This is a genomic window from Lentilitoribacter sp. JB5-8, from assembly GCF_055693385.1.
The window spans coordinates 626669-639440 of sequence record NZ_CM146332.1 but is presented as its reverse complement, the minus strand read 5'-3'; the positions used below and the strand labels follow the sequence as shown (position 1 = coordinate 639440).

Below are 12772 nucleotides of genomic sequence, written 5' to 3'. Positions count from 1 at the left end.
TTAACCCAATGTTCCCTTGGTCGACGGGATTTTATCCGCCTGACGGGGATCAATCTCGCACGCTGTGCGCAATACGCGCGCAACGGCTTTAAAACAGGTTTCGGCAATATGGTGGTTATTTGCACCATAATAGTTTTTCACATGTAATGTCATGCCAGAGTTTTGCGCAAGAGCTTGGAAAAACTCACGTACGAGTTCTGTATCAAAGGTTCCAATTTTTGGTGCTGAAAACTCTACATTCCAAACCAAAAATGGTCGACCTGAAATATCAATGCCAGCTTTTGTCATGGTTTCATCCATCACAAGGTCCAAACTTGCATAGCGGGTAATCCCCTTGCGATCACCAAGGGCTTTCGACAAAGCCTGACCAATCGCGATACCAACATCTTCTACTGTGTGGTGATCATCAATATGCAGATCGCCGTCTGCATGTATATCCATATCAATCAAAGAATGGCGTGATAATTGATCAAGCATATGGTCGAAAAAACCAACGCCTGTTTTGATATTGTTAACGCCTGTGCCATCGATGTTCACTGAAACAGAGATATCCGTTTCATTGGTTTTACGTTCAATGGACGCTGATCTTTTTGATATATCTTGAGCCATAGGCCGCTCCAAGTGATAAAATAATATGTGCTCAATAACAGGCCAAGGCACAAATTTCCATAAGTGAGATGATGGTTTTATAAAAATTACCTTTTGATTTTCTACATTTCGCACCTACATATGGGATCAATGAATTGCTTTTATGCGCCAAATCTCAATATTGGCAGGAAGTTAGGAATATTTATGAGTGATCAAAACCCAGCCGCTGCGCCTTATGCGCCAATGCACGCAACCACAATTATCACGGTTAAAAAAGACGGTGTTTCTGTTATGGCAGGTGACGGGCAAGTGAGCCTTGGCCAGACTGTGATGAAGGGAAATGCTCGCAAAGTGCGCCGTATTGGTAAAGGCGGTAATGTGATTGCTGGTTTTGCAGGTGCAACAGCTGATGCTTTTACACTGCTTGAACGTCTTGAAGCTAAGCTTGAACAATATCCGGGTCAATTAATGCGCGCGTCTGTAGAACTCGCCAAAGATTGGCGCACGGATCGCTACTTGCGTCGCCTGGAAGCTATGATGCTGGTTGCAGATAAAGACGTTACGCTTGCGATAACCGGTAATGGTGATGTTTTAGAACCTGAACATGGCACGATGGCCATCGGTTCTGGTGGAAATTATGCCTATGCAGCGGCACGCGCTTTAATGGATACAGATATGTCCGCGGAAGAAATTGCCAGAAAGGCAATGGAAATTGCTGGTGATATTTGTGTATACACCAATCAGAATTTCGTTGTGGAAACGCTTAAAACTGAAAACTAGTTTTAGAGAAACTCTGCTTTTCACAACAAACTTAAGAATATGGAATAATAAATAAATGACCACATTTTCACCACGTGAAACCGTATCAGAACTTGATCGCTATATCATCGGGCAAAAAGATGCGAAACGCGCTGTTGCTATTGCCATGCGAAATCGCTGGCGTCGTCAACAACTGCCTGAAGATCTTCGCGACGAAGTGATGCCGAAAAATATTTTGATGATTGGACCAACTGGTGTGGGTAAAACCGAAATTTCACGCCGTTTAGCAAAATTAGCCGGCGCGCCCTTCATCAAAGTTGAAGCAACTAAATTTACCGAAGTGGGTTATGTCGGACGCGATGTTGAGCAAATCATCCGTGATCTTGTTGAAGCAGGTATTTCAATCGTCAAAGAGAAAAAACGAGCTGAAGTGAAAGCAAAAGCGCATTTAAATGCCGAAGAACGCGTGCTTGATGCACTTTGCGGCAACACAGCATCACCCAAAACACGCGATTCATTCCGCAAAAAATTGCGTGAAGGTTTGATTGACGACACCGAGATTGAGATTGAATTGTCTGACAACCAATCAGGCATGCCAAATTTTGAAATCCCAGGCATGCCCGGAGCCAATGTTGGCGTTCTAAACCTGAGCGATATGTTTGGCAAAGCTATGGGTGGCCAGACCAAAAAGGTCAAAACCACGGTGAAAGATTCTTATGAACAGTTGATCAACGATGAATCCGACAAGCTGCTTGACGATGAGCAAATCCAGCAAGAAGCCATGCGTTCGGCACAAAATGATGGAATCGTATTCATTGACGAGATCGATAAGATCGCAGCGAAAGATGGTGGAGCAGGTGTTGGTGTTTCTCGCGAAGGTGTGCAACGAGATTTGTTGCCACTTGTGGAAGGCACGACGGTCTCAACAAAATATGGACCTATAAAAACGGATCACATTTTGTTTGTGGCATCGGGCGCGTTCCATGTGGCCAAGCCATCGGACCTCTTACCTGAATTGCAGGGTCGCTTACCGATTCGCGTTGAATTACGCGCACTGGAAAAAGATGATTTCCGCCGTATTTTAACAGAAACAGAGGCCAGTTTAATCAAGCAATATGTTGCTCTGATGAAAACTGAGGAGGTAACACTTGAGTTTACCGATGATGCAATTGACGAATTAGCTGATGTTGCTGTTCATCTAAATTCAACCGTTGAAAACATCGGTGCGCGTCGTTTGCAAACGGTTATGGAGCGCGTTTTGGACGAAATTTCGTTCTCTGCACCCGATACCAGTGGCACAACTGTCACAATTGATGCAGAATATGTCCGAAAAAACGTTGGCGATCTTGCACAAGACACAGATTTGTCTAAATTCATACTATAAACAAATCATAGAAATGGGCAGACAGGAATTTGGTGAGATGCGGGGACTGATCGCTATTGGGGCAATATTTGGTCTATTGTCAGTAGACATTGCTGCTGCGGCTTCGACCCGCGTTGTGCCCAGTGGAAATCGTTATTCCAAGCAACCAAAAATACCGTCTGCATCTAGTCGTCGTACTTCTGCTAAAAAAACCTCATTTGACGCGAAGTATGAAAAGGTCAAAAAACTACTTGAGCGAGACCGAAAATTACAGCGCGGCATTAAAAAATATTCTGCCGCGTATAAAATTGATCCCATGCATATGGTTGGTGCGATCGTTGGAGAGCACACATTTAACGTTGATATTTACGATACTTTTCAATCCTATTTGGTCAAAGTAGCTGCTTATACCAATACGAAATTTGATTTTAAATATGATGGTGAAAATGTGGTGGATTTTGTCCAACGCGACGAGTTTGAAACTTGTGGCAAAGCAAACGGTTCATTTGAACTCTGGTCCTGCCGTGAAAATGTATGGAACAAGAAATTTAGCGGGAAAAAAGTCGATGGTAAAAAATATCCAAAGGGCCGTTTTAGCGCGATCTTTTTCCAACCATTTTATGCCGGTCAAACTTTTGGTCTAGGACAAATCAATCCGCTCACAGCGCTGAAATTGACTGACAAAGTTAATGCGACAACCAAGCATAAAAAGATCAAAGCGTCTGATGCGCGCGGTGTTTACGAAGCCATTATGGATCCTAATACAACGCTTACCTATATGGCCGCTTCCATTCGCGTTGCGATCGATGAATATAAGAAAGCAGGCCGGGTTGATATTTCAAAAAACCCTGGTTTAACAGCTACTTTATATAATTTGGGCAAGCCGGATGAACGTGCGCGCAAGTTCCGTCGTAGCGGACGCAAATATCCGCGCGAAAATTACTACGGCTGGTTTGTAAATGAGCATGAAAAAGAGCTGCGCAGCATCATTGCTAAGTGGTAATGCTGAACATCGCATAGATGACATTTTTAAGCGTCATCGATAATTTTCTTAATCTGGTTTAAATCGTCATCGGAAAGCTTTGCGATCTTCTTAGCTAATTGATTAGCTGTCTCTGTCGCCTGCGGTGATAATCCAGATGTATCGATACTTATTTTTGGATCGGACAAGCCTGCCAGTTTCATCAATTCTTCAGCGTCATCCCAAATAATGTTAAAATAGCCAATGATACGTTGCACGAAATGCCAGTTTGGTTTTGATCTATGTCCATGTTCCAACGCAGATAGATATGCCGGTGTTACATTTAGCGCTTGCGCCATTTGCTTTTGTGTAATCCCTCGCTCATTTCGAAGGTCTCGAATAGCTTTTCCAAAAGGTGTCATTGCTTATTCAACCATTATCTAACTACGCGGATCATGTTTTCGTCGCAAGCGGACATATAACGCCCCATCGCCACCATGATGTTGTGCTGACGAACGAAACCCGGACACCAACTCTTTAAATTCGGGGTTTTTAAACCATTCGGGTACGACCTGACGCAATATTCCGCGTCCTCCTGATGAGTTTCCTTTACCTGTGATAACCAAAACATGGCGATCACCACACAAATATGCGTCGGTTAGAAAATTATAAAGTGCCCGATGGGCAATCTGCTGTGTCATTCCATGAAGGTCAATACGCGCATCAATGGCGACGCGACCTTTAGATATTTTTTTGTGCACCGGCCGTTCAATAGGGTGTAAATCGGTCGATTTCACTTTTGATTTAGGTGTTTGCACAGGCGGTGAATAACTATCCGCCGTTGATCGAAGTCTCGCTTTTTCGGGCTTCACGCTCTTTAGCGCTTCTTCTTGTTCGCTCTCATCTTCAAATTCATCGAATTCTAACGGATCGCCATACGGAATCACGGTTTGCGTCACATGACGCCAAACCTTTTGATCATCTAAAGATAGTTTTTTTACCCGTTTAGACATTGCACTTGTTAGATCTCTTATTTTGGTAACAGTACATAAAACTTTGCTTTGTGAGAAATGCTACCGGCTGTTCGCCCTGCTTTTAAACCAGATCCGACAAAAATATCACCCCTTGAAGCACCTAAAATTGCCGATCCAGTGTCTTGCGCAATCATCAGTTTTTGAAACTGTTTTTGTGTTGATGATATATCTAGGTCTTTCGCTGAAATAAAAATAGGTAATCCAAACTGGTAAATTGACTTATCGACAGCCAGCGAGCGCTCATTGGTTAGCTGCACTTTTGCAGCGCCAACTGGCCCAAATGTTGGGTCTAACTCGTCAAGCTCTTTAAAAAAGATATAGGATTCATTTTGCCATAAAAGTTCATCCACCAATGAAGGATTTTCTTCCATCCATTGCCGAATTCTATCCATTGACATGTCACTTTGTGCAATATCACCGCGTTTAATTAGGATCTTTCCGATAGACGTGTAAGGATGACCAGATTTTGCCGCATAAGAAATGCGTTTGATATGATCCTTGGCATCTTTTAGTCTCGCTGAGCCTTGAATATGCGTAAAATAAACATCTGCTTTGTTTTTTGCGTAGGCTATTTCAAGCAAGTCTTGATCTAAATATCCCTGATCGATGTCCTGTCGTGTTGGATAACTGGAATAACCTTGCGCTGTTTTTTTCGCAAATGCATATCCCACTGATACCCCATTTGGCGGGTTTGCGGGGTCGTCAATATCAACTAAATCGATCGGTCTTTTGTAAAATGGATATTTGTATTGTTCATCTTTTTCATAACGAACATCCACTTCAGGCTCATAATAGCCTGTCACAAAGCCTGTTTCTTCAACTGAAAACGGGGAGAAATTTTGTTCAAAAAACGCGCGCGCATCGGTGTTGGAAAAATCAACATTATCCATAAGGCGCAACGCATCTGAACAAACCTGTTGGAAGTTTTTTTGATCAACTGGTAATAATTTTTCTCGATAGGATTTAACATCAAGATGAAATTTTGCTGTTTGAAGAAATGCTTTAAAAGCAAATTTATGATCATCTGTTGTCCAGCCGGGTACTTTGGAATACGGAACCGGCTGAAACTTATCCATCATAAACAGATTATTGAATTAGCCGTTATCTGGCTCTGATGCCACCAAACGCCAGTTCGGATCACGTGATTTAACATCTCGAGAGAAGGTCCAGATATCGATCACTTCGGCTATTTCTTCTAAATCGCCTTCGATTACATCTTCACCACTGTCTAAAGTAGCAGAAATAATCTGACTGACGAGACGCACCGTGACGTTTACATCGCGGCCAATAACTTCGGCTTGAACAATTTCCGCTTTATCAACACCGACGAAATCAAATCTGACTGTTTCCTTACGCGACTCGCGCTCATTAATTGCTGCAACATAGCTATCATATACATCGCGGGATAAAAGATTTTTAAGTTCTTTGCGATTACCATATGCATAAGCTGTAACAATCATTTCATAAGCCATTTTGGCACCATCTACAAATTGCTTTGGTGCAAAATTTGGATCTGCCTGGATAACATCGCGCAATTGATTATTCAGCGGCGTACCGGGTTCGGCATAGCTATCAACATTAAGATATTTATTGATTGGTTCTTCATTATCATCGCGACGTGGCAGCGTAACAACATTTGAATCTGAATCTGATTCAGGTTCTGAATACATATCATTAATTTCACGCTGATGTTGATGATGCTCTTTCTCATGTCCAGTCCGTTTACCCAAAACGCCGCGCAGCTGAATGAATACAATCACTGCGACAACAAAAAAGAACAAAGTTGTAAAATCAAAAGAACCCATCAGAATCGCCATCTAAATTATTTGTCTATACTAGCATATAGAGTGCTTATGCCGCGCATTCAAATCCATTTACCTTTAAAAATGCAAGAACATGCATTATCTATACGAAACAACGTCATTTCAGATCGTTAATTTGCATTTATTTGACCATCACTAAAGTTTAATCACATTAGAACGAACCCGCAATTATGCCCTTTTCACTCATCCCATTTCTTTTATTGGTTGTTCCTATCCTGGAAATCACCGTTTTCATACTTGTTGGAGGGCAGATAGGCGTATTTCCAACTTTAGGCATGATTTTGGTCACAGCAATTTTAGGTACATTTTTCTTACGGCAACAGGGCTTATCAATTTTGCAAAAACTGCAGGCTGAAAGTCGCTCAGGAAATATTCCAGGTCGGGAACTGGTGCATGGCGCCATGATCATGATTGCTGGTGTTTTGTTGTTAACGCCTGGTTTTGTAACTGACTCAATAGGGTTTTTGCTCTTTTTTCCCCCGTTTCGAGATTTGGCTTGGAATTTTATGAAAACACGCATCAACGTTATCAATGTTGGTGGCAACGGTTTTGGTCAGGGTCAAGGCTCACCAAGAGGTCCAAACTATCAGGGAGAACCGTTTGTGGACCTTAATGAAGATGAATATTCACGCGATCCAGAACCAAACCCCAGCACAGAACCCAATCCAGATTCGCCATGGATTGAGGGCGAAAACAAGCCGAAATAGAGTTTTTACCTTTTTTTGGTTGTAAGCCATGGTTTGAGATGCTAGCTCACCGACAAGATTTTTCAATTTATCGGCTGTCAGAGAAATCACAGCCTTCGAGGAAATAAAGGAAATTAATATGTCAGATAAAGCTGATAACAACGCTGCGGGATCAAACGGCGAAGCTTCTGCACCACCTTCTTTGAATATTCTAACGCAATATATCAAAGATCTTTCTTTTGAAAATCCAGGTGCACCTAAATCCCTTGGACCAAAAGAAAAAGCTCCTGACATCAATATCAACGTGAATGTCAACGCAAACCCAATGTCACAAACAGATTTTGATGTTGTGTTGAACCTAACAGCTGATGCTAAAAATGGCGACGAGCAGCTTTTCCATATCGAATTGGTTTATGGCGGTATCTTCCGTGTGGCAAACTTCCCACAAGAACACGTTTTACCTGTTCTATTTATTGAATGCCCACGTTTGCTATTCCCATTTGCACGTCAAATCGTTGCAGATGCTACACGCAACGGTGGCTTCCCACCATTGATGATCGACCCAATCGATTTTGCGCAAATGTTCCAACAGCGTATGGCTGAAGAGCAAGCAAAAGCTAAGGTCGAAGCACCGAAAACTAACTAATAGCGTTAGATTTTAATTTTTAGAGCCGGCTTAGATCTTTGTTGATTTAGGCCGGTTTTTTATGTTGCTGATTTAGCCCAGATCGAATCTTCACCAAGATCGGCAACCAGTTTTTCATGAGCTAACTTTTCTGCTTCGGTTATGCGCGCTGGCAATGGGTTTGCACGCTCTTTAATCCGCGCTGTTTGCACCGTAACATCTGAATTTTCTTTATCAGAATTCCCATTATTATTCACTAAACTCAACGCTGTTTGTTTACCACCAGATAGTTCGATGTAAACTTCAGCCAACAATTCCGCATCAAGCAATGCGCCGTGTTTTTCACGCTTGGAATTATCGATGCCATAGCGACGACACAAGGCATCAAGGCTGTTAGGACCCATTGGGTGTTTGCGCCGAGCGATGGCCAATGTATCTATGACATGTTCATTGCCGATTGGTAATTTATCCAATCTGGCAAGCTCTGCGTTTAAGAAGCCCATATCAAAATTTGCGTTATGCGCGACCAGTTTTGCACCTTGCACAAATTCCAGCAATTCATCTGCTATCTCTTTAAAGGCTGGTTTATCGAGCAAAAATTCATCTGTAATCCCGTGCACTTCCAATGCATCTGGATGCACTTTTTTGCCTTCTGGATTAATATAAATATGCAGAAACTTCCCTGTCGGAAACTTATTTTCAAGTTCAACACCGCCGAATTCAACTATCCGATCATCTTTGTTGCTAAGTCCGGTCGTTTCAGTATCGAAGATAATTTCACGCATATCGTACCTTTAAAGATGTGATTTGGTTTCTCAGTTTAGCCTTAAGGTCTCTAACAACGCCACAACTTGCGCTTCGGTTTTTTCAAAACTCTCCGAAGTATCCACAATATGGTCAGCTAATTTGCGTTTTTCTGCGTCCGGTATCTGTTTTTCTAAAATTGCCGCGAATTTTTCCTCGCTCATATTTTTGCGCGCTAAAACACGTTGTTTTTGAATATCTGCATCACATGTGACAACGACAATAATATCTACACGCGACTGTGCATTTGTCTCAAATAAAAGCGGTATATCCAGTAAAACCAGATCCGTTCCTTGCTTTCGATGGTAATCTATAAATTCATTTTGTTTTTGACGCACAAGCGGATGGATGATCGCTTCAAGTTTTGCAAAATTGTCTGATTTTCCGATTACTGCTTGCGATAATTTTACCCGATCAACACTGTTTGCATCTGTGGTTCCAGGAAACGCCTCTTCAATCAGAGCAACCGCTTCATTTTGATAAAGATCATGAACTATTTCATCTGCATCAATGGTGGGAACACCGTGTTTTTCAAACATTTGCGCTGTTGTGGTTTTCCCCATTCCAATTGAGCCAGTTAATCCAATGATTTTCATATCGTGATTATCCATTGAGAATCTTTTCACGCAGGATTTTCGTCACATTTGGTCGTTTGCCAAACCAATGCTCAAAACCAGGCACGGCTTGGTGTAACAACATGCCAAAACCGTCGGCAATCATTATGCCCTGCAGCTCAGCATTTTCTAAAAATTTGGTCTTTAATGGGTGGTAAACAATATCTGTTGCTATTGCGCCATCTGCCATTGCAGCAAAGTTTAAATCAGGAACAGGCGTACCATGCATTCCTAATGAAGACGTATTGACGAAAAGGTTTGCATTTTTAAGCCCATGATCAACATCATTAATCTGATATGCTGTAACACTGCGTCCAAATTCTTCAGCCAATGTTTCAGCGCGTGATAACGTACGATTATAGAGCGCGATTTCATTAAACCCAGCCTCTATTAATGCATATAAAATGGCGCGGCTTGCCCCACCTGCACCAAAAACCACAGCTTTACTTTCAATATCTTTTTTGGGGCGCCATTGCGGTACCAAATCATCCAGATTTGCGGCAAAACCATAAGCATCGGTATTGGTTCCATACAATTTGCATTCTTTGCGATAGATGGTATTCACCGCACCGATTTTTTCAGCAATGGCATCGCGTTCATCGACCAATTGAAAAGCTTCTTCTTTAAAAGGCATGGTGACATTACCGCCTTCAAAATCAGCTTCGCCTGATTTGAGCTGCGCGATAAATTCTGAAAAGCCATCTTCTGCAAGTTCGACGGCGTCATAAGATCCATCTATTTTAAGTTCGTTAAGCCAAAAGCCATGTATTAAAGGCGATTTGGACTGCTTTATGGGAAACCCGGTAACAAAAGCGTTTTTCGATGCATTTTTCATGGATTAAGTCTCAATCACTTTAAGTTCGCGGAGTTTGGCCAGCAGAGGCAACATAGGAAGACCAACTATTGTAAAGAAATCACCGTCGATTTTTTCAAATAATTGCACACCAGTTTTTTCAAGTTGATAAGCGCCCACTGAAGATAAAACATCATCGCCTGCATCTGATAACTGCCTGCCAATAAATTCAGGGCTTAAATCTCGCATCGTGAGTTCCGCAATAGAAACATGTTGCCAGATACTTTCACCATTTTTCGCAATTGAAATTCCGCTATTAAGTTCATGCGTTTTACCCGATAATTTTAGCAATGTTCGGCGGGCCGCTTCCATATCTTTGGGTTTGTGAAATAATTCATCATCTAACGACAAAGTCTGATCTGATCCGATCACATATGCATCCGGGTTTTTCTGCGACACATCAAGTGCTTTGGCGCTTGCAAGAATAAGCGCTAATTCCTTAGGCGTTGTGCCGGTACCTTTTACAGCTAGTTCGATTGCGCGTTCATCAATCTCAGCCGGTTGAGAGATGAAAGTTAGGCCTGCATTTTCCATCAAGTTACTGCGGTGAATGCTTTGAGAGGCAAGTATGATTTTGTTATTCATAGTTTAGAATACCCAAGTTTTATATCCGCTTGTGTGATTCTTCTCCCGCATCTGATTCTTTGACAGAGTCAATTTTTAACAGTTTCTTAACCACACTTTTCTTTATCACCTGTTGACCGCTTTGGATAACTTAGATTTCGAAAAAATTTTGGAAAACTCGTATGAATAAGTCGGAAGTTATACACAATTGGCATAGCTGTGAATTAAATCAGCTTTGAATTTGAAATTATCATCTGGTTTTGGGGATAAATTTATGGATTCTAGCAAGACATTGAAAAATATATTGTTTTGCAGATAGTTTTCAAATCTAGATTACAAATGTCATGCGACAAGAATGTGGATAGGCTGTTGATAGATTGTGCGTTATATATAATAACCGATCTTCACAGACTCTAATAACAATAAATAAATATACAAACATTTCTTATATATAGGCAGGGGTGGATAAGTGTCCGAAACGCGTAAATTGCTAAGAGTATTAGACGGTGAAACCGTTTTCCCACCACCCATATGGCTAATGAGACAAGCAGGACGTTATTTACCGGAATATCGTGCCACAAGAACCAAAGCTCCGAACTTTTTAGATTTGTGCTACACACCTGACTTAGCGGTTGAGGTAACTATGCAGCCCATAAGACGCTATGGATTTGATGCATCTATCTTATTTTCTGATATTTTGGTCATTCCTGATGCTTTAGATCGTAATGTAAGATTTGTAGCAGGTGAAGGTCCAAAAATGGATCCTATAGATGTGAAAGGCATTGAAGAGTTGCAAGCTGATGGATTTTTAGAGCATCTAGCACCTGTATTTGAGACAGTTCGTCGTTTACGAGCTGAATTACCTGCTGAAACAACTTTATTAGGCTTTTGCGGTGCGCCTTGGACGGTTGCGACTTATATGATTGCCGGCCATGGGACACCTGACCAAGCACCAGCACGTTTATTTGCTTATGAGCATGAAGCTTCTTTTGTAAAGCTACTCGATCTGCTCGCTGATATGTCAGCTGAATATCTTATTGCTCAAATAGATGCAGGTGCGGATGCTGTGCAAATCTTTGACTCTTGGGCTGGTGTCTTGGGTGAAACAGAGTTTGAAAAGTTTGCTATCCGGCCGGTGAAGCGAATTATTGATCTAGTTAGAGCTCAAAGACCAAATGCGAAAATCATCGCGTTTGCGAAGGGTGCTGGAATTTTATTGCGAAATTATCGGACGGCTGTCGGTTCAGACGGGATTGGCCTTGATTGGTCTGTTCCATTAAGCTTTGCCAAGGAATTGCAAAAACAAGGTGCCGTGCAAGGCAATTTAGATCCAATGCTTATGATTACTGGTGGTAAGGCGCTCGATGATGGTATTGATCGGATTATGGAAACTTTGTCAGATGGACCGCTGATCTTTAATCTTGGTCATGGGATTACCCCGCAGGCTGATCCTGAAAATGTTACCCGTTTGATTGAACGTGTTAGGAACTTTAAAAAATGAGTGAAGCTACAGCTAAATCATCGAAAAAACCTTTAATGGCAATTGCTTCCATTTTGTTTGTGGCATTTCTGGCTCTTACCTGGAAAAATGAGAACTTCTATCTCTGGATCAAGGCCCTTCATATAATTGCCGTCATTTCCTGGATGGCCGGGATGTTATATCTACCCAGATTATTTGTGTATCACGCAAGTGAAGAAGCGGGTTCTCCTGTTTCGGAAAAATTGAAGACCATGGAGTTTAAGTTACTGAAAGTTATTATAAATCCCGCAATGATGGTGACTTGGGGTGCGGGTTTATGGCTTATGTTCAGTGGTCTGGTTGATCTAGCTGGGTGGTTCTGGGTTAAGTTTATTTTGGTTTTAGCTATGTCAGGTGCACATGGTTGGTTATCTAAATCGCAAAAGCGTTTTGCAGCTGATGAAAACCAACTTTCTGAAAAGCAGTGGCGCATGGCAAATGAAATACCAACTGTATTGATGGTTGGTATCGTTGTAATGGTTATCGTCCGACCGTTTTAGTCTGAATTGAAACGTGATCAGCTAAAATATGCTAACCCCTTGCAGTTTTGAACAATAATGGCTATTTAGAAGCTATATT

The 12772-nt window shown here is 41.8% G+C and carries 16 protein-coding genes; 7 read left to right on the top strand and 9 right to left on the bottom strand.

Features of this window, described 5'->3' with window-relative positions; genetic code table 11:
• The gene (hisB, locus tag ACZ1GZ_RS03080) at positions 1–609 is read right to left on the bottom strand and encodes an imidazoleglycerol-phosphate dehydratase HisB (protein ID WP_472666961.1); all 609 of its coding nucleotides are present in this window, start codon (positions 607–609) and stop codon (positions 1–3) included.
• Positions 610–792: 183 nt separating this feature from the next.
• Here hisB and hslV point away from each other — a divergent pair, with 183 nt between their 5' ends.
• Genes hslV through ACZ1GZ_RS03065 form a run of 3 tightly spaced genes read left to right on the top strand, consistent with a single transcriptional unit; the run spans position 793 to position 3713 of the window.
• Positions 793–1368, top strand: a complete 576-nt coding sequence (hslV, locus tag ACZ1GZ_RS03075) for an ATP-dependent protease subunit HslV (RefSeq protein WP_472666960.1) — start codon at positions 793–795, stop codon at positions 1366–1368.
• 55 nt (positions 1369–1423) lie between these two features.
• Positions 1424–2731 carry an ATP-dependent protease ATPase subunit HslU gene (gene hslU / locus ACZ1GZ_RS03070; RefSeq protein ID WP_472666958.1) on the top strand — a complete coding sequence of 436 codons (1308 nt, stop codon included), beginning with the start codon at positions 1424–1426 and terminating at the stop codon, positions 2729–2731.
• A 37-nt stretch (positions 2732–2768) separates the two neighbouring features.
• The gene (locus tag ACZ1GZ_RS03065; protein ID WP_472666957.1) at positions 2769–3713 is read left to right on the top strand and encodes a DUF1402 family protein; all 945 of its coding nucleotides are present in this window, start codon (positions 2769–2771) and stop codon (positions 3711–3713) included.
• A 26-nt stretch (positions 3714–3739) separates the two neighbouring features.
• On the opposite strand, the gene ACZ1GZ_RS03060 is transcribed toward ACZ1GZ_RS03065, so the two are convergent.
• Genes ACZ1GZ_RS03060 through ACZ1GZ_RS03045 form a run of 4 tightly spaced genes read right to left on the bottom strand, consistent with a single transcriptional unit; the run spans position 3740 to position 6510 of the window.
• Entirely contained in the window at positions 3740–4093 is a 354-nt protein-coding gene (locus tag ACZ1GZ_RS03060; protein WP_472666956.1) for a helix-turn-helix domain-containing protein, read from the bottom strand.
• 18 nt (positions 4094–4111) lie between these two features.
• Positions 4112–4684: a Smr/MutS family protein gene (locus ACZ1GZ_RS03055; protein ID WP_472666955.1), complete on the bottom strand. Its 573-nt coding sequence runs from the start codon at positions 4682–4684 to the stop codon at positions 4112–4114.
• A 17-nt stretch (positions 4685–4701) separates the two neighbouring features.
• Positions 4702–5784 (bottom strand): murein transglycosylase A, encoded by a 1083-nt coding sequence (gene mltA, locus ACZ1GZ_RS03050; RefSeq protein WP_472666954.1) that lies wholly within the window; start codon positions 5782–5784, stop codon positions 4702–4704.
• Between the two features lie 15 nt (positions 5785–5799).
• Positions 5800–6510 (bottom strand): Tim44/TimA family putative adaptor protein, encoded by a 711-nt coding sequence (locus tag ACZ1GZ_RS03045; protein ID WP_472666953.1) that lies wholly within the window; start codon positions 6508–6510, stop codon positions 5800–5802.
• Positions 6511–6698: 188 nt separating this feature from the next.
• Here ACZ1GZ_RS03045 and ACZ1GZ_RS03040 point away from each other — a divergent pair, with 188 nt between their 5' ends.
• Positions 6699–7235 (top strand): FxsA family protein, encoded by a 537-nt coding sequence (locus tag ACZ1GZ_RS03040; protein ID WP_472666952.1) that lies wholly within the window; start codon positions 6699–6701, stop codon positions 7233–7235.
• Between the two features lie 118 nt (positions 7236–7353).
• Complete coding sequence (gene secB, locus ACZ1GZ_RS03035) at positions 7354–7860, top strand: protein-export chaperone SecB (protein ID WP_472666951.1); 507 nt, start codon at positions 7354–7356, stop codon at positions 7858–7860.
• A 59-nt stretch (positions 7861–7919) separates the two neighbouring features.
• Here secB and dnaQ read toward each other — a convergent pair whose 3' ends face one another.
• From dnaQ to ACZ1GZ_RS03015, 4 genes are read right to left on the bottom strand one after another with little or no spacing between them, the layout of a single operon-like run.
• On the bottom strand, positions 7920–8624 hold the full coding sequence (gene dnaQ, locus ACZ1GZ_RS03030; protein WP_472666949.1) for a DNA polymerase III subunit epsilon: 705 nt from the start codon (positions 8622–8624) through the stop codon (positions 7920–7922).
• Positions 8625–8654: 30 nt separating this feature from the next.
• Positions 8655–9239: a dephospho-CoA kinase gene (gene coaE, locus ACZ1GZ_RS03025; protein ID WP_472668216.1), complete on the bottom strand. Its 585-nt coding sequence runs from the start codon at positions 9237–9239 to the stop codon at positions 8655–8657.
• 7 nt (positions 9240–9246) lie between these two features.
• Positions 9247–10092 (bottom strand): shikimate dehydrogenase, encoded by an 846-nt coding sequence (locus ACZ1GZ_RS03020; RefSeq protein WP_472666948.1) that lies wholly within the window; start codon positions 10090–10092, stop codon positions 9247–9249.
• 3 nt (positions 10093–10095) lie between these two features.
• A complete protein-coding gene (locus ACZ1GZ_RS03015) occupies positions 10096–10695 on the bottom strand; it encodes a Maf-like protein (protein ID WP_472666947.1) in 600 nt (199 codons plus the stop codon).
• 448 nt (positions 10696–11143) lie between these two features.
• On the opposite strand from ACZ1GZ_RS03015, the gene hemE reads away from it, so the two are divergent.
• Positions 11144–12175, top strand: a complete 1032-nt coding sequence (gene hemE / locus ACZ1GZ_RS03010; RefSeq protein WP_472666946.1) for a uroporphyrinogen decarboxylase — start codon at positions 11144–11146, stop codon at positions 12173–12175.
• Positions 12172–12693, top strand: coding sequence for a protoporphyrinogen oxidase HemJ (gene hemJ, locus ACZ1GZ_RS03005; RefSeq protein WP_472666945.1), 522 nt, complete (start codon positions 12172–12174; stop codon positions 12691–12693). The genes hemE and hemJ overlap by 4 nt, the downstream gene beginning before the upstream one ends.
• The last annotated feature ends 79 nt before the right edge of the window (positions 12694–12772 follow it).